We start from the raw sequence: 16,849 nt of genomic DNA, 5'->3' as shown, positions 1-16,849 counted from the left end.
TCCCCGCGCGGGGACCCCGGCCGTCGCACGTCAGGAGCGTGGTGCCCCGTCGGACGCGTCGCGGCACAGCAGGCGCAGGGATCCGTCGCCCGTGTAGCAGCGGCGGGCCTCGTCGATCGGGTCCCAGAGGCGGCCGTCGGGGGTGCGGACCCAGTGGTCGCCGCCCGAGGCCCACCACTCGCCGCCGGTCTGACGGGCGATCACCTCACCGGCGTAGGCGCCGAATCCGCGCAGCACCAGTTCCACGGCGGCGAACGGGGCCGCCTCCTGGCGTATGTCCTCGATCATCCGGTCGACGCTCCACAGACTGCGGGCCGAGTAATCGAGGCGCAGGCGCGCCCCTTCGCGCATCGCCGCCACCGCGTCCGCCGCCCACCGGACCGGCTTGGTCGCGGCGGAGGGCCTGGTCTCCTGCTGGGTCGTCACGCTCGTCGCACTCGTCACATCCTGGTAAGCGCCCCGGAGAAGCGTTTCGTCACCCGGATCCCGGCGGTTCTCCCAACCCCCGCACGACCGCCCCGGAACGGTCACAGGAGGCGTGCGGGATGCTACGTCGCCTCAGCTGTCCCTGCGGCTGCGGCGGGACACCGCGGCACGGAGCACCCGCCGGCCCTCCGTCGACACCTCCAGCGCCCCGCGCAGACCCGTCGGGCCGTGGGCGGCGAGGAGTTCCAGGACCGTGACCTGGCGGCGCAGTTCGGCGGCGAGCAGGGGTGACAGACCCTCGGGGCGGTCCTCGCGGCGGGCGCCGGCGAGGCCGGAGTCGTCGTCGGCGCCGTCCAGCAGCCGGTGGATCCGCAGCGCGGCGACGGAGCAGTCGTCGGCCCACTCCCGCAGCGCGGCGGCGGACCGCTCGGCGGGGGCGGCGGCGAGCATCCGGCGTGCGAGCGCCACGGCCTCGTCCCCGTCACCGGGCGCCGCGTCCAGCTTGCCGCGCGTCTGCTCCAGCCGCTCCGCCCAGTCGCCGACGGCCGCGTTCTCCGCGAGGCTCGCCCACAGCGGCCGCAGCACCTCGTCGTCGCCGCCCAGCAGGGGCACGCACCGATCCAAACAAGCCAGTCCGCTCACGGTCAGCCCGCGCTCGTCGGCCTGCGCGATCAGTTCCACCAGGCTCATCCACGCCTCCTCAAGGAATGTCCGCGGGCCCCCGACGAGGCCCTCACGTGCCCCATCCCTCACGGAGCCCGCATCTCCCCTTACTGCGTGCGACAGCCCCGGAGTGTCACAGGGGCACCACTCCGAGCCGGTCCAGCAGACGGAAGAAGAGCTTTTCGGCCATCGGGTCGGGGTCGGCGGTCAGCACCTCGGCCACCTGCTCGGCGGAGGCGACTCGTCCCGCCTCCTCGGCCCAGAACACGGCCCGCTCGGCGGCGTCGGAGGGCTCCAGGAAGTAGTCGTCGACCGTGAGTCCCTCCCCCTGCCCCTCGAGGTAGCCGGCCATGCGGTCCCGCGCCAGGCAGGTCGTCCACGCCCCGCTCTCCGGCGACGCCGCCTCCACGACCACGCAGTCACTGTCCATGACGTACCCGAACAGCGCGGGCGCGCCGGTCTCCCGGGCGAGGTCGTTCATGTTCCCGATGTCGCCCTGACCGCTCGGGTACTCCCACACCTGCCAGCCGTCCGGCGCCGAGGTGTGCAGGGTCATGCCCGCGGCGGCGCCGGCCAGCGTCTCCAGTTCGGCGAGCGGCCGCTCCCCGCGGCCCACGACGAAATACCCCCAGTAGCCCATGTGCTGGTTTTCCCCCCGGTGCGATGGTCCTTCGGCTCGTTCAGAACACCACCACAGTCCTGCGAGGGTTCGCAGCCGTATGCGGCAATCCGTCCCCCGGCAGGGACCGGCACGGACCTGCGGCGGAGGCGGTCAGTCCAGCTCGTCCGCCAGGTTCCGGAACTCCGCCCAGGACACGTCCGGCCGGTCCGGGTCCCAGAGCTTCTGGACGGTCGCCGCCAGCGGCAGCCGGATCCCGGCCGCGACCTGCTCCTGGGTCTGGGCGCTGGGGATGTCGCCCCAGATGGCGAAGGACCCGCCGAGGATCTGGTCGTCGTACCGCTCCGGGACGGCGGTGGTGCCGCGCAGCACCCGCGGGGTCCACTGCTCGTAGATCCGCTCGCCGGTCGGATAGACGAAGGTCAGGGGCTCGCCGAGCACGTAGTAGAGGAACTCGTCGTTGTAGTTGATGACGTCGCGGCCCTCGCTCAGATACTCCACGGGCGGCCGGGCGCCGATCTCCTTGCCGGTCCAGTAGGCGACCCGGATGTCCCTGTCGGCCCGCACCGACCCGCCCCGGAAGAACCCGTCGTTCCAGGCGCGGGGCGTGCGGTCGTGGGCGCGGACGGTGGCGGCCCGGTCGTTGAGCCAGCCTGTGGTCAGGTCCTCCACGGTCGCGCCGGAGCCGTACCTCTCCCGCGCGGCGGCGGCGAGGCCCGGGAAGGACGCCTCGGGGTCGGACACCACCAGCGCCTGGTACTCGTCGCCGCCGAGGTGCCACTGACCGCCGGGGAAGAGCCCGGCGTACTCGTTCAGCAGGTCGTCGACGATCTCGGCGGACCCGGCCTTGGAGATGTCGATCGCGCCGCGCACGGCGGCGCCGTTCGCGTCGCGCAGCTGGAGGTCCGGGTGGGCCGCGATGACGGCGCCCAGGTGTCCGGGCGAGTCGATCTCGGGGACGACGGTGATGTGCCGGCTCTCCGCGAGGTCGATGATCTCCTTCACCTGTGCCTTCGTCAGGTGCTCCTCGGACACGATCTCCGGGTGCGAGTCGGACTCGATGCGGAAGCCCTGGTCGTCGGAGAAGTGCAGGCCGATCTCGTTGTACTTCAGATCGCCGAGCTCGCGGATCCGGTCCTCGATCCAGTCGGCCGTGTAGTACTTGCGCGCCATGTCCAGCATCAGCCCGCGCCGCTCCTTGGCGGGCTCGTCCCGCACCACGCCCTCGGGGGCGGTTCCGGTGCCGCGTATCTCCTGCTTCAGCGTGCGGGTGCCGTAGAACACGCCCGCCTCGCCGGGGGCGCTGACGGTCACCCGTCCGCCCCGCACGGTCATCGCGTACGACTCGGGGTTCGCGCCCTCGTCGCGGTTCAGGACGAGCAGCAGGTCGCCGTCGCGCCGGTCGTCCTTCTCCCCCGCGTACGTCAGTCCCAGCTCGCCGGCTATCAGACGCCCCTCGTCGGCCAGCGCGGGATCGTCCACGACCACGCGGTGGTCCCGCGCGGGGCGCCAGCCGGGGCCGCGCTCGGCGGTGTGGTCGCGGACGGCGGGTATGGTGCGCGGCGCCTGCGAGAGCGGGTAGGTGCGGCTGGGGCTCGGACTCGGGCTCTCCCCCCGTGCCGTGCCCGCGCCCTCGTCGGAGCCGCCGGGGCTCTCCGCCGACGTCGCCGCCGTCGAGCCCGCGGGGGAGCCGTCGTCGTCGGAGGTCGCCCAGAGGCCGAGGCTCACGCCGGACGCCGCCACCAGCGCGCCCGCGGTGACGGCCACGATCAGCACCCGTCGCCGCCTCACCGCCGCCGCCACCGTGCGGCGCCTGTGCTGCCTGTGCTGCCTGTGCTGACTCACACAGCCCAACGTACGACCCATCCGGGTGAGGGGTGTCGACGAGCGGCTCTCAAACTCTGCCGTTCGGGTGAATTCGGGGTACCGATCGGACACGTCTCGGACTCACTCGATAACGTGACGTCAGAACTCTCACAGCATCTACCACCGACATACACGCGACGCCCACGAGGACCCACGCTGCCTGCGCACCGTCTCCCAGACCTCCCCGGCCGAGTCGCCATACCCGGACAGTCCCGCGGCGCGCCCGGCACACCGTCCGCGCTGGAGCACTTCAACACCGCTCCCGCCGAGGACGCCGAACGCGCCCTTCTGGGCTGCCTGCGCAGCCTTCGCTGGGCCCTGCGCCTCTCCGGCCACCGCCCCTACCCGGACCTGGCGTCCCTGCTGGCGGCCTCCGACGAGGCGACGTACGACCTCTCCCCCAAGGAACTGACGGAGGCCCTGGCGGCGGAGGCCCTCCCCGCCCTCCCCGCCGACACCTACTCCGCCGCCCACACGGCCCTGACCGCGGCCCACACGGCGTACGAGGAAAAGTTCGGCCACGTCTTCGTCATCGCCCTGGACGGGGTCCCCGAGGAAGAAGCCCTGGACCGCGTCCTGACGGACATCCGGTCACGATTGGCAAACGATCCGGAAGACGAGCGTGTCGTAGCAGCCGACCAACTCCGCCGCCTGGCCAGGGAACGGTTGCTCGACGCCCTGGGGGCGCGGGGAACTGCGCGACCGGCCACGGACGGGCCCGCACCCGGCGAACGTGACAAAGCCCCACCCCGGTAGCCGCCGAGAGGCGCCCCGCACCCCTTTGAGTGCAAGTTTGATCACACCGGCAGGCCCCCCGTAAGCGCCGCAGGCAACCGTCGCTACGATGCTGGGGGCCGGTGGACCGTACCCGGCCGGGCCCGACCGACAAGGAAAGCCGGCGCGGCCCCAATCCCCGCTCCCGGAGGAAATTTCCGTGCCGGCTGGAACGCTGTACCGCGGCCGGGAAGGAATGTGGTCCTGGGTGGCTCACCGAGTCACCGGCGTCCTCATTTTCTTCTTCCTGTTCGTTCACGTGCTGGACACCGCCCTCGTGCGGGTGTCCCCCGAGGCCTACGACGAGGTCGTGGCCACGTACAAGACGCCGATCGTCGCGCTGCTGGAGTACGGCCTCGTCGCCGCCATCCTGTTCCACGCGCTCAACGGTCTGCGCGTCATCGCCGTCGACTTCTGGGTCAAGGGCGCCCGCTACCAGAAGCAGATGCTCTGGACCGTCGTCGCCCTGTGGGCCGTGCTGATGATCGGGGCCATCTACCCCGTGCTCGGCCACGCCGCTCGTGAACTGTTCGGGAGCTGACGCCAATGTCCACGACTGAAACCACCGCCTCGGGCATCGGCCCCGTCGAGGGAGCGTCCCTGTACTCCGTCGACAACCCGGCGCCGGTCATCGAGCCCCCGCGCAAGCGGACCAAGAAGACCCCGAAGACCACCCGGGGCAACTTCGAGCTGGCCGCCTGGCTGTTCATGCGCCTGTCCGGTGTCGTGCTGGTCGTCCTCGTCCTCGGCCACCTGCTGATCCAGCTGGTGTTGGACGGCGGCGTCTCCAAGATCGGCTTCGCCTTCGTGGCCGGCCGCTGGGCCTCGCCGTTCTGGCAGGTCTGGGACCTGCTGATGCTGTGGCTCGCCATGCTGCACGGCGCCAACGGCCTGCGCACGGTCATCAACGACTACGCGGAGCGGCCGAACACCCGGCTGTGGCTCAAGGGCCTGCTCTACACCGCCACGGTGTTCACCATCCTGCTGGGCACGCTGGTGATCTTCACCTTCGACCCGAACATCCGCTAGGCACGGGGCTGCGAGAATCATGAAGATCCACAAGTACGACACCGTCATCGTCGGCGCCGGTGGCGCCGGTATGCGGGCCGCCATCGAGGCGACCAAGCGCAGCCGCACCGCCGTGCTGACCAAGCTCTACCCCACCCGCTCCCACACGGGCGCCGCGCAGGGCGGCATGGCCGCCGCGCTGGCCAACGTGGAGGAGGACAACTGGGAGTGGCACACCTTCGACACGGTCAAGGGCGGTGACTACCTGGTCGACCAGGACGCCGCCGAGATCCTGGCGAAGGAGGCCATCGACTCCGTCCTCGACCTGGAGAAGATGGGCCTGCCGTTCAACCGCACCCCGAACGGCACCATCGACCAGCGCCGCTTCGGCGGTCACAGCCGCAACCACGGCGAGGCCCCGGTCCGCCGCTCCTGCTACGCGGCCGACCGCACCGGCCACATGATCCTCCAGACGCTGTACCAGAACTGCGTCAAGGAGGGCGTGGAGTTCTTCAACGAGTTCTACGTCCTGGACCAGCTGATCACCGAGGTCGACGGCGTCAAGAAGTCGGCCGGTGTGGTCGCCTACGAGCTGGCCACCGGCGAGATCCACGTCTTCCAGGCGAAGGCCGTGATCTACGCGTCCGGCGGCACCGGCAAGTTCTTCAAGGTGACGTCCAACGCGCACACGCTGACCGGTGACGGCCAGGCCGCCGTGTACCGGCGCGGGCTGCCGCTGGAGGACATGGAGTTCTTCCAGTTCCACCCGACCGGCATCTGGCGCATGGGCATCCTGCTGACGGAGGGCGCCCGCGGTGAGGGCGGCATCCTTCGCAACAAGGACGGCGAGCGCTTCATGGAGAAGTACGCGCCGGTCATGAAGGACCTCGCCTCGCGTGACGTCGTCTCGCGCTCCATCTACACGGAGATCCGCGAGGGCCGCGGCTGCGGTCCCGAGGGCGACCACGTCTACCTGGACCTCACCCACCTCCCGCCGGAGCAGCTGGACGCCAAGCTGCCCGACATCACCGAGTTCGCGCGGACCTACCTCGGCATCGAGCCGTACACGGATCCGATCCCGATCCAGCCCACCGCGCACTACGCGATGGGCGGCATCCCGACCAACGTCGAGGGTGAGGTCCTGGCGGACAACACCACCGTCGTGCCGGGCCTGTACGCGGCCGGCGAGGTGGCCTGCGTGTCGGTGCACGGCGCCAACCGTCTGGGCACCAACTCGCTGCTGGACATCAACGTGTTCGGCAAGCGGGCGGGCATCGCCGCCGCGGAGTACTCGCAGACCGCCGACTTCGTCGAGCTGCCGGAGAACCCGGAGTCCCTCGTCGTCGAGCAGATCGAGCGGCTGCGGTCCTCCACCGGCAACGAGCGGGTGGCCGAGATCCGCCGCGAGCTCCAGGAGACCATGGACGCCAACGTCATGGTGTTCCGCACCGAGCAGACGATCAAGACGGCGGTCGAGAAGATCGCCGAGCTGCGCGAGCGCTACAAGAACGTCGCCATCCAGGACAAGGGCAAGCGGTTCAACACCGACCTGCTGGAGGCCGTCGAGCTGGGCAACCTGCTCGACCTGGCGGAGGTCATGGCCGTCTCGGCGCTGGCCCGCAAGGAGTCCCGCGGCGGTCACTACCGCGAGGACTACCCGAACCGCGACGACGTCAACTTCATGCGCCACACGATGGCGTACCGCGAGGTGGGCGCCGACGGCACCGAGTCCGTCCGTCTGGACTACAAGCCGGTCGTCCAGACCCGCTACCAGCCGATGGAGCGTAAGTACTGATGGCTACCCCTGTTCTGGACAAGGCGGACGCGGCCGGTTCCCCCGAGCCCGGTTTCGCCGACTCCCCCTACATCACCGTCACCTTCCGGATCCGCCGGTTCAACCCGGAGGTCTCGGCGGAGGCGACCTGGGAAGACTTCCAGCTGGAGATCGACCCCAAGGAGCGCGTCCTCGACGGTCTGCACAAGATCAAGTGGGATCTGGACGGCACGCTGACCTTCCGCCGTTCCTGCGCCCACGGCATCTGCGGTTCGGACGCCATGCGGATCAACGGCAAGAACCGCCTGGCGTGCAAGACGCTGATCAAGGACATCAACCCCGAGAAGCCGATCACGATCGAGGCCATCAAGGGCCTCACGGTCCTGAAGGACCTGGTCGTGGACATGGAGCCGTTCTTCCAGGCGTACCGGGACGTGATGCCCTTCCTGATCACGAAGGACACCAACGAGCCGACGCGGGAGCGCCTCCAGTCCGCCGAGGACCGCGAGCGCTTCGACGACACGACGAAGTGCATCCTGTGCGCCGCCTGCACCACGTCGTGCCCGGTGTTCTGGAACGACGGCCAGTACTTCGGTCCGGCCGCCATCGTGAACGCCCACCGCTTCATCTTCGACTCGCGTGACGAGGCCGGCGAGCAGCGGCTGGAGATCCTCAACGACCGCGACGGCGTGTGGCGCTGCCGCACGACCTTCAACTGCACGGACGCCTGCCCGCGCGGCATCGAGGTCACGAAGGCGATCGCGGAAGTGAAGCGTGCGCTGATCACGCGCCGCTACTGAGGCACGTCGCCGTACGTCCGTGAGGGCCCCGTCTCCGCCGGAGACGGGGCCCTCCGGCGTTTGTCCCGGCGGAATGCGGCACCCGAGTTGAACATGTTCAAAAGAAGGGTCTAGAGTCTCCCCTGTCAGCGTTTTGAACGCGTTCAAGAAGGGCTGGGGGACATGGACCGTACGGTCATCGCCTACGTCATCTACCTCGTCGTCAGCATCGGCCTGACCGTCTGGGTGGCTCGTACGCTCAGCAGGAACGGGCGGATCTTCCTCTCCGACGTGCTGCACGGCAACGAGAAGCTCGCCGACGCCGTCAACCACCTCCTGGTGGTCGGCTTCTACCTCGTCAACCTCGGGTTCGTCGCGCTGTATCTGAGCGACGACGAGACGATCACCGACACCCGCGGCATCTTCGAGGCCCTGTCGACCAAGCTCGGCGTGGTGCTGCTGGTGCTGGGCGTGATGCACCTGGGCAACGTGTACGTGCTCAACAAGATCCGGCGGCGCGGGGTGATGGAGCGGGAGCAGCTGCCGCCGGTGCCGCCGCAGGGCTGGGTGGCCCCGACGGCCGGGGCGTGAGCGGCGTGACGGCCACCTACGAGGACCGGGGCGCCGCGCGCGTCCCGGTCCGCCGGCTCACCGTGCTCTACGACGCCGAGTGCTCCCTGTGCGCCTTCGTACGGGACTGGCTGGTCCGCCAGCCGCAGCTGGTCCCCCTGGAACTGGTCCCGGCGGCGTCCGAGGCGGCGCGGACCCGGTTCCCCGGCCTCGACCACGGCTCCACGCTGGAGGAGATCACCGTCGTGGGGGACGGCGGGCAGGTGTACCGGGGCGCCGGGGCCTGGATCGTCACGCTGTGGGCGCTGCGGGAGCACCGGCGCCTGGCCCACCGGCTGAGCACCCCGTCCGGCCTCCTGCTCGCCAAGGGCGCGGTGCTGGCCGCCGCCAAGTGGCGCGGGGCGGTGTCCGGGTGGGGCGGCGGGGTGTACCGCCGGGGCGACGGCTGGACGTACGATCCGCGCGACGGCTGGAGCTACGCCCCGCCGGGCTGCGCCACGGGCACCTGCGGCACCGCGGCCCGGAGCACCTGATCCCTGGCGTTAGGCTCTCTTTCCGTGTCCGCGAAGAACGACGGCCCCGACGACGGCGCCACCCCCAGCAAGTCCGAGCAGACCCGCGCGCTGATCCTCCAGACGGCCATGCGGCTGTTCCAGGAGCGCGGGTACGACAAGACGACCATGCGGGCCATCGCCAAGGAGGCCGGGGTCTCCGTCGGCAACGCGTACTACTACTTCGAGGGCAAGGAGCACCTGATCCAGGGCTTCTACGACCGGATCGCCGCCGAGCACCAGGTGGCGACCCGGGAGGTCCTGGAACGGGAGACGGACCTGGAGGCACGGCTCTCCGGGGTGCTGAAGGCATGGCTGGACATCGCCGGGCCGTACCACGAGTTCGCGGTGCAGTTCTTCAAGAACGCCGCCGACCCGGACAGCCCGCTCAGCCCGTTCTCGCCGGAGTCGGAGCACGCGCGCGAGGAGGCGATCAGCGTCCACCGCGCGGTGCTCGCCGGGACGAAGACGAAGGTGCCGCAGGAACTGCGGGACATCCTGCCCGAGTTGATGTGGCTGTCCCAGATGGGGCTCGTCCTGTACTGGATCTTCGACCGCACCGAGGGCCGGGAGCGCAGCTACCGCCTCGCCGAGCGCGGCGCCCGGCTCACCGCGCGGGGCATCGCCCTGGCCCGCTTCCGGGTGCTGCGGCCGCTGGTGCGGGAGGTGCACGAGCTGTTCACGGAGTTCCTTCCCGGAATGACGAAGGCGCTCCCGGACCCGGCGAAGAAGGGGGCGCCCGCCGACGGCGGACGCCCCGACACCGTCAGTTGACCACGTCCACCTCACCCGGTGTGAGCTCCACGTCGTGCACGAGCGGGCCGTCCACCACGGTCACGTGCGCCGCGCGGGAGCCGTACCGGCTCGCCGTGACCGCCAGCAGATAGGTTCCCGGGGCCGGCACCGAGACGATGTACGCCCCGTCGGCGAGGGAGACGACCCGGTCCAGCTGGCGTCCGCCGGTGGTGAGCAGCGTGACGGCCGCACTCTCCACGGGTTCGCCGTCGGCATCGCGGACGAAGCCGTGGACGACCGAGGCGGCACCCTGCGGGTCCGGGGCCTCGGCGGGCTCGGGCAGGGCGTCCTCCTTCGGTTCGACCGCCAGATGCGGCAGCCGCTTCTCCAGACCGGCCGGGAGCCACCAGTTGGACCGGCCGAGCAGATGCATCACCGCCGGGACCAGTGCCGTACGCAGGATGAACGCGTCCAGGGCGACCGCGGCGGCCAGTCCCACGCCCGCCATGGCCGCGCCGTAGTCGCCGCTGAGCACGAAGGCGAGGAAGACACAGACCATGATCAGGGCCGCGGAGTTGATGACCCGGCTGGTCTCCGCGAGGCCGACGCGCACCGCTCGGGCGTTGTCCCGGGTGTGCACCCATTCCTCGTGCATCCGGCTCACCAGGAACACCTGGTAGTCCATGGAGAGCCCGAACAGCAGCGACAGCATGATGATCGGCAGGAAGGAGGCGATGGGGCCCTCCTTGCCGAGGCCGAGCAGGTCCAGGCCGTAGCCCCACTGGAAGATCGCCACCAGGACGCCGAACGAGGCCGCCGCCGCGAGCAGGTTCATCAGGGCGGCCGTCAACGGCACCACCAGGGAACGGAACGCGAGCAGCAGGAGCAGGAAGCCGAGGCCGATGATCGTGCCGATGAACAGCGGCAGCCGGTCGCCGGTCACCGTCGCGAAGTCCTTGGACACCGCGGTCACCCCGCCGACGTGGGCCTCGACGCCCGCGGCCGGGATGACGTCGTCGCGCAGGGTGTCGATGAGCCGGTCCGTCTCCTCGTCCTGCGGGGAGGTGGTGGGCACGACCTGGATGACGGTCACGCCGTTCGCCGGCGGCACGGCGGCGACCTGCGCGACGCCCTCGGTCCGCTCCAGGACGGTCACCAGGCCGTCGGACGCCTCGCCGTCCACGACCACCTGGAGGGGGCCGTTGAAGCCGGGCCCGAAGCCCTCGGCGAGCAGGTCGTACGCCTTCCTGGTGGTCGTCGAGGCGTCGTCGTTGCCCTGGTCCACGGTGCCCAGGCGCAGCGACAGCAGCGGGATCGCGAGCGCCGCCATCAGCACGACGGCCAGGGCCGCCACGGACCGCGGGCGGCGCTCCACCGAGGCGGACCAGCGCGCCGCGAGACCGCTCACCGCCTCGGTCTCCGGGCCCTTGGCCGCGAGCCTGCGGCGCTGGCGGCGGCTGAGCACCCGGGGGCCGAGCAGCCCGAGCAGCGCGGGCAGCAGGGTGACGGCGGCGAGCACGCTCAGGACGACGGTCAGCGAGGTGCCGATGACCACACCGTCCAGGAACCGCAGGTTCGTCACCAGCATCCCGGCGAGCGCGATGCACACCGTGCCGCCCGCGAACAGCACGGCCCGGCCGGAGGTGTTGAGGGCGGTGACGGCCGCCTCCTCCGGGTCGGCGCCGCGCAGGATGCCGCGCCGGTGCCGGGTGACGATGAACAGGGCGTAGTCGATGCCGACGCCGAGACCGATCAACGTGGAGAGCAGCGAGGCGAGTTCGGGCACGTCGGTGACGTGGCTGAGCAGCTGGGTGCCGAACATGCCGGTGCCGACGCCGAAGACGGCGACCACGATGGGCAGCAGCATCGCGAACAGCGACCCGAAGGCCACGAACAGCACGATCGCCGCGGCCAGGATGCCGACCAGCTCGGCCGTGCCCGTCGGCGGCTCCTGGACCCGGGTGATGGCCTGGCCGCCCAGCTCCACCTGGAGCCCGTCGCCGGCGGCGTCCCGCGCGGTGTCGACGACGTCCTGGACCAGCTCCTTCGGCACGGCGTCCGCCTGCTCGGCGAACGTGACCTGCGCGTAGGCGATCCGCCCGTCCCGGCTGATCTGCGCCGCGCCCTGCGCGCCGTACGGATCGGTGACGGCTCCGACGCCCTCCATGCGCCCGATCTCCCTCAGCGCCGGCTCGATCCGGGACCGCACCGAGTCGTCGCGCACGGAGCCCTCGTCGACCTTCCACACCACGGTGTCGGTGTCGCCGGCGCGCTCCGGGAACGCCCGCTCCATCAGGTCGTACGCCCGCTTGGAGTCGGTGTCCGGAAGCGAGAAGACCTCCGCGTAGTTCGTCCCCGCGCCGCTCGCCGAAACCCCCAGTCCGAGCAGCGCCCCCACCCACAGCAACAGGACCACCAGCCGATGCCGATAGCACCAGCGTGCCAATACCGCCACGTTCACTCCTTGGTCGCTCGGTCGGTCCCCCAGGTCCTGGGCAGCAGAATCGACGGCGGCACCCGCGTGGGAACACGACCGGCGCCGGACTCTCAAGGAACTCCAAAGCGCGGACCGGCACGGCGGGCGGTGCGCGCGCCGATACTGGGGGCATGACGACAGCTCCCGGCACCGTGCTGGTCGTGGAGGACGAGGAGAGCATCGCGGACGTCCTCGCCATCGCCCTGCGCTACCACCGCTTCGAGGTCATGACCGCGGGCACGGTCCGCGAGGCGCTCGCCCTGACCGAGCACACCCGCCCCGACGCCGCCCTCCTCGACGTCATGCTGCCGGACGGCGACGGCCGCGCCCTGGGCCGCGAACTACGCGCGCGGCGCCCCGAGATGGCGCTGGTCTTCCTCACCGCGCGGGACGCGCCCGCCGAGGTCGTCGGCGCGCTCGGCTTCGGCGACGACTACATCACCAAGCCGTTCAACATCGACGAGGTGGTCGCCCGCGTCACGGCCGTACTGCGCCGCACCCGCCCCGCCGACGTGCTGCCGCAGCGGGCCCCGCTGCGCCACGGCGACCTGGAGCTGGACGAGACGACGTACTCGGTGCGCCGCGCGGGCCGTTCGGTCGAGCTGACCCCCACCGAGTACGCGCTGCTGCGGTTCCTGGTGCGCAACGCGGGCCGGATCGTGCCCAAGGAGCAACTGCTGCGCCACGTCTGGCAGTACGAGCACACGCCGGCCGAGTCGACCGTCGTGGAGACCTACATCAGCTATCTGCGGCGCAAACTCGACACCCTGGGCCCGCCGGTGATCACCACCCGGCGCGGCGTCGGGTACGGCCTGACGTGAGGCTGCGGAAGCCCGGCCGGGGCCGGGGCATCCACTCGCTGCGCGGGCAGCTGACACTGGCGAACGTGGTGCTGCTGGCCCTCGGCATCGTGGCGGCGACGGTGGTGAGCGTGCTGGGCATGCGGTACTACCTGCTCGACCACATCGACACGGAGCTGACCCGGACCCGGGACTCCCTCGACGGCTCGCAGCTGACGCTGCGCCAGATCGACTCGTTGAGCGTGCTGAGCTTCTTCCGGGACCGGGTGGACCCGGACTGGAACCGGGAGGACGACCCCGACTCGATCTTCGCCGCCGTCGACACCCGGGGGGAGCCCGTCGGCATCCTGGGCTTCGAACCGACCGAGGCACAGCACGACCTGACGGACGCGGTGGGCGACCCGCGCAGCCTGATCGAGGACCCGGAACCGCACGACGTCACCGTGCGCGGCGCCGTCTACCGCGTCACCGCGGCCCGGCTGGCGGACGGCACGTGCGTCCTGATCGCCACCTCCACCGAGGCGGTGCACGACGGCGTCGCCAAGGTGGTCAAGTTCGATCTGACGATCGGCACCCTGCTGTTGCTGCTGCTGGCCTGCCTGACCATGGTCAGCGTGCGGCGCCGGATGCGGCCGCTGGAGGACATGGTGGAGACCTCCTCGGCGATCGCGGAGGGCGATCTGACCCGGCGGGTGCCGTCCAGCCGGGACCCGATCCTCGAGGTGGAGCAGCTGCGGCTGGCGCTCAACTCCATGCTCCAGCAGGTGGAGTCGGCGTATCGCACGCGGGAGCGCAGCGCGGCGCAGCTGCGGCGGTTCGTCGCCGACGCCTCGCACGAGCTGCGTACGCCGCTGTCCGCGATACGCGGCTATCTCCAGCTGTACGAGCGGGGGATGCTGCGGGAGCCGACCGAGCGGAAGCGGGCCTGGGACCGGATGATGGCCGAGTCCGACCGGATGGGCCGGCTCGTGGACGAACTGCTGGTCCTGGCCCGGCTGGACCAGCGTCCCGAACTGCGGCTGCGGAACGTGGACGTGTGCCGGCTGGTGCGGGACGCGGCGGAGGATCTGCGGGTGCAGCAGCCGGAGCGGGCGGTGTCGGTGGACGCGGACGGTTCCGTGCTGGTGCGGGCGGACGAGGCGGGGTTGCGGCAGGTGCTGGGGAATCTGCTGGGCAACGTACGGACGCACACGCCTGCGGATGTGCCGGTGCGGTTGGGGGTGTCGCGGGCGGACGACGGGGTGGTGCGGGTGTCCGTGGCGGACGAGGGGCCGGGGCTTTCGGCGGAGGACGCGGCTCGGGTGTTCGACCGGTTCTTCCGGGCGGGTGGGGGTGCGGGGAGTGGGCTGGGGATGGCGATCGTGCAGGGGGTTGTGCGGGCGCACGGGGGTGAGGTGGGGGTGGTGACGGCGCCGGGGGAAGGGCTGGCGGTCACCGTTTCGTTGCCGGCACCCGAACGAAGCGTCCGCTCCGACTGATCCGGGTGCCCGTGCGTGGGCGTGGGCCGGCGGTGTCTGCGCGGCCCGGCGCCGTGGGGAGTGCCCCGCGTTGGTGCCGGCCAGGGGTGGGTCGCGCGGCCCGGCGCTTGCCGGGTGCCGTCGCGCCCACCCGTGCCGCCCCAGCGGCACGACTGCCCGCGGAGGGGCGGCAGACGGATGGGCGCGGCGGGCGGCTGCCCGCGGAGGGGCGGCAGACGGATGGGCGCGGCGGGCGGCTGCCCGCGGATGGGCGGCGGGCGGCTGCCCGCGGATGGGCGCGGCGAGCCCCAGGTGTCAGGGGGCTTTCAGGGGGAGACAGTGGGGCGAAAGCGGGGGTGTCTAGCTTCCTCTCATCGCTGTTGAGAGAGGGGTCACCCGCCCATGATGCTCGAGTTCGTCCGGTCCGTCGACCGCCGTCTGCTGCACCGCCGGGCCCTGTCGGAAGTCTTCCTCACCGACACCTCGCCGGTGGACGAGCAGCGCTTCCTCGCCGGCGCACAGCTCCCCTCCTCCCACGCCTACTTCACCGACCACCTCGGCCACACGGTCCTCGACCCGGTCCTGCTCCTGGAGTGCGCCCGCCAGGCCGAGACCTACGGCGCCCACCGCCACCTCGGTGTCGACGACGACACCAAGTTCGTCCTCCAGTCCTGGTCGATGCGCCTGCCCGGCCTGTTCACCGCGCACTCCGGTGAGCCGGCCGAGCTGACCATGGAGGTCACCGCGGACCGCCCGGCCCGCTCGGTCACGTACGGCATGCGTTTCCTGATCGACGGCCGGGAGATCGGCGAGGCCCGCATGACGGTGGGCTACCTCTCCTCCGAGACGTACGCGTTCATCCGCACCAAGCGGCGCGGCAGCCCGCCCGTCTCCTCCGACGACGTCCCGGCCGTACCGGCGACGGTCGACGCGAAGGACGTCGGACGCACCGCCCCGAGCAACGCCCTGCTGATCGACCCGGTACGGGACGGCGACGGCATCACCGCCGGCATCCGCACCGCCAACGACAACCCGAGCATGTTCGACCACGCGCAGGACCACCTGCCGGGCATGGTGCTCACCGAGGCCGCACGGCAGGCGGCCCTGCTGACCGGCGCGAGGCTCCTCGGACGCCCCGCGCGGGACACCACACTGACCGGCTTCGACCTGGCCTTCACCAGGTTCGCCGAGCTGGACGCGCCGACCACGGTCAGCGCGGTCCCAAAAGACAACGGCACCTTTCACATCGCGTTCCGCCAGCACGGCGAGGAGATCGCGGCAGGCACGGTCGACACCACGGCCGTCCCCGCCTCGCACCGGAGCTCCCGGTGAACGCACGCGCGGCCGTACTGACCGGGCTCGGCGGCTGGCTGCCCCCGACCAGGGTCACCAACGACGACCTGGCCCGGCGGCTGGACACCAGCGACGAGTGGATCACCACCCGCACCGGCATCCGGCAGCGGTTCGTGGTCCCGCCGGGCCTGTCCACCTCGGGTGTGGCGGTCGAGGCGGGGGCGCGGGCGCTGGCCTCGGCGGGCACGGACCGGGTGGACCTGCTGGTCCTGGCGACCAGTACCCCCGACCACCCATGCCCGGCCACCGCCCCGGAGGTGGCCGGCCGGCTCGGGCTCGGCGAGATCGCCGCGTTCGACGTGGCGGCCGTGTGCACGGGGTTCGTGTACGCGCTGGCCACCGCGGCCGGCATGATCACCGCCGGGCTCGCCGACAGCGCGCTGGTGATCGGCGCCGACACGTTCTCCACGATCCTCGACCCGGAGGACCGTACGACCAGGGCGATCTTCGGCGACGGCGCGGGCGCGGTGGTGCTGCGCGCCGGGGACCGCGGGGAGCGCGGCGCGCTGCTCGGGTTCGACCTGGCCAGTGACGGATCGCAGGCGGAACTGATCACGGTGCCGGGAGGCGGCTCCGAGCACCGTTCGAAGGGGCTCGCCGACCCGGGCGACGAGTTCTTCACCATGCAGGGCCGTTCGGTGTTCCGGCACGCCGTGACCCGGATGAGCGAGTCGTCGCGGCGGCTGGCGAAGGACCTGGACTGGCCGCTGGAGTCGGTGGACCGGCTCGTCGCCCACCAGGCGAACATCCGCATCCTGACGGCCGTCGGCGCGGAACTCGGGCTGCCCGAGGAGAAGGTCGTCGTCAACCTCGACCGGGTCGGCAACACCGTGGCCGCGTCGATCCCGCTGGCGCTGACGGACGGCGTGCACGAGGGCTCCCTCACGCCCGGGCAGCGGGTGCTGCTGTGCGGCTTCGGCGGCGGCCTCACGTGGGGCGCCGCGGCGCTGGAGCTGCCGGACCTGTCCGTCGAACCCTTGCCCACCCATCCGTAGAAG

General features: G+C 71.5%; 17 protein-coding genes. 12 read left to right on the top strand and 5 right to left on the bottom strand.

The window, feature by feature from the left end; genetic code table 11:
* Positions 1-30: 30 nt before the first annotated feature.
* The 4 genes from ACZ470_RS05995 to ACZ470_RS05980 all read right to left on the bottom strand — a co-directional run bounded on the left by ACZ470_RS05995 (position 31) and on the right by ACZ470_RS05980 (position 3,481).
* Positions 31-426, bottom strand: a complete 396-nt coding sequence (locus ACZ470_RS05995; RefSeq protein ID WP_468424792.1) for a hypothetical protein — start codon at positions 424-426, stop codon at positions 31-33.
* A gap of 132 nt (positions 427-558) precedes the next feature.
* Positions 559-1,116, bottom strand: coding sequence for a hypothetical protein (locus ACZ470_RS05990; protein ID WP_468424790.1), 558 nt, complete (start codon positions 1,114-1,116; stop codon positions 559-561).
* 106 nt (positions 1,117-1,222) lie between these two features.
* Entirely contained in the window at positions 1,223-1,729 is a 507-nt protein-coding gene (locus ACZ470_RS05985; RefSeq protein ID WP_468424789.1) for a hypothetical protein, read from the bottom strand.
* A 132-nt stretch (positions 1,730-1,861) separates the two neighbouring features.
* Positions 1,862-3,481 carry a beta-N-acetylhexosaminidase gene (locus tag ACZ470_RS05980; protein ID WP_468425192.1) on the bottom strand — a complete coding sequence of 540 codons (1,620 nt, stop codon included), beginning with the start codon at positions 3,479-3,481 and terminating at the stop codon, positions 1,862-1,864.
* 186 nt (positions 3,482-3,667) lie between these two features.
* On the opposite strand from ACZ470_RS05980, the gene ACZ470_RS05975 reads away from it, so the two are divergent.
* From ACZ470_RS05975 to ACZ470_RS05940, 8 genes are all read left to right on the top strand, one after another.
* Positions 3,668-4,330, top strand: coding sequence for a 2-oxo-4-hydroxy-4-carboxy-5-ureidoimidazoline decarboxylase (locus tag ACZ470_RS05975; RefSeq protein WP_468424788.1), 663 nt, complete (start codon positions 3,668-3,670; stop codon positions 4,328-4,330).
* Positions 4,331-4,508: 178 nt separating this feature from the next.
* Complete coding sequence (gene sdhC, locus ACZ470_RS05970) at positions 4,509-4,889, top strand: succinate dehydrogenase, cytochrome b556 subunit (RefSeq protein WP_468424787.1); 381 nt, start codon at positions 4,509-4,511, stop codon at positions 4,887-4,889.
* A 5-nt stretch (positions 4,890-4,894) separates the two neighbouring features.
* Complete coding sequence (locus tag ACZ470_RS05965) at positions 4,895-5,377, top strand: succinate dehydrogenase hydrophobic membrane anchor subunit (RefSeq protein WP_468424786.1); 483 nt, start codon at positions 4,895-4,897, stop codon at positions 5,375-5,377.
* A 19-nt stretch (positions 5,378-5,396) separates the two neighbouring features.
* Complete coding sequence (gene sdhA, locus ACZ470_RS05960; protein ID WP_468424784.1) at positions 5,397-7,151, top strand: succinate dehydrogenase flavoprotein subunit; 1,755 nt, start codon at positions 5,397-5,399, stop codon at positions 7,149-7,151.
* Positions 7,151-7,930, top strand: coding sequence for a succinate dehydrogenase iron-sulfur subunit (locus ACZ470_RS05955; protein ID WP_106412783.1), 780 nt, complete (start codon positions 7,151-7,153; stop codon positions 7,928-7,930). Before sdhA ends, ACZ470_RS05955 begins: the two co-directional genes overlap by 1 nt.
* Positions 7,931-8,092: 162 nt before the next feature.
* On the top strand, positions 8,093-8,500 hold the full coding sequence (locus tag ACZ470_RS05950; protein WP_468424782.1) for a hypothetical protein: 408 nt from the start codon (positions 8,093-8,095) through the stop codon (positions 8,498-8,500).
* Positions 8,497-9,012: a thiol-disulfide oxidoreductase DCC family protein gene (locus ACZ470_RS05945; protein WP_468424781.1), complete on the top strand. Its 516-nt coding sequence runs from the start codon at positions 8,497-8,499 to the stop codon at positions 9,010-9,012. Before ACZ470_RS05950 ends, ACZ470_RS05945 begins: the two co-directional genes overlap by 4 nt.
* Before the next feature lie 24 nt (positions 9,013-9,036).
* Entirely contained in the window at positions 9,037-9,804 is a 768-nt protein-coding gene (locus tag ACZ470_RS05940) for a TetR/AcrR family transcriptional regulator (protein WP_468424779.1), read from the top strand.
* Here ACZ470_RS05940 and ACZ470_RS05935 read toward each other — a convergent pair.
* Positions 9,797-12,211 (bottom strand): MMPL family transporter, encoded by a 2,415-nt coding sequence (locus tag ACZ470_RS05935; RefSeq protein ID WP_468425191.1) that lies wholly within the window; start codon positions 12,209-12,211, stop codon positions 9,797-9,799. The genes ACZ470_RS05940 and ACZ470_RS05935 overlap by 8 nt on opposite strands.
* Before the next feature lie 161 nt (positions 12,212-12,372).
* Between ACZ470_RS05935 and ACZ470_RS05930 the strand changes: the two genes are divergently transcribed.
* From ACZ470_RS05930 to ACZ470_RS05915, 4 genes are all read left to right on the top strand, one after another.
* On the top strand, positions 12,373-13,062 hold the full coding sequence (locus ACZ470_RS05930; protein ID WP_468424777.1) for a response regulator transcription factor: 690 nt from the start codon (positions 12,373-12,375) through the stop codon (positions 13,060-13,062).
* Positions 13,059-14,519 (top strand): sensor histidine kinase, encoded by a 1,461-nt coding sequence (locus tag ACZ470_RS05925; RefSeq protein ID WP_468424776.1) that lies wholly within the window; start codon positions 13,059-13,061, stop codon positions 14,517-14,519. The genes ACZ470_RS05930 and ACZ470_RS05925 overlap by 4 nt, the downstream gene beginning before the upstream one ends.
* Positions 14,520-14,900: 381 nt before the next feature.
* A complete protein-coding gene (locus ACZ470_RS05920) occupies positions 14,901-15,830 on the top strand; it encodes an AfsA-related hotdog domain-containing protein (protein WP_468424775.1) in 930 nt (309 codons plus the stop codon).
* Positions 15,827-16,846, top strand: coding sequence for a beta-ketoacyl-ACP synthase III (locus ACZ470_RS05915; RefSeq protein WP_468424773.1), 1,020 nt, complete (start codon positions 15,827-15,829; stop codon positions 16,844-16,846). Before ACZ470_RS05920 ends, ACZ470_RS05915 begins: the two co-directional genes overlap by 4 nt.
* Positions 16,847-16,849: the final 3 nt, after the last annotated feature.

It is taken from the genome of Streptomyces sp. NPDC031111 (assembly GCF_055570675.1).
Note: the sequence above shows the minus strand (reverse complement) of the source record. Positions and strands in the feature narration are given on the sequence as shown.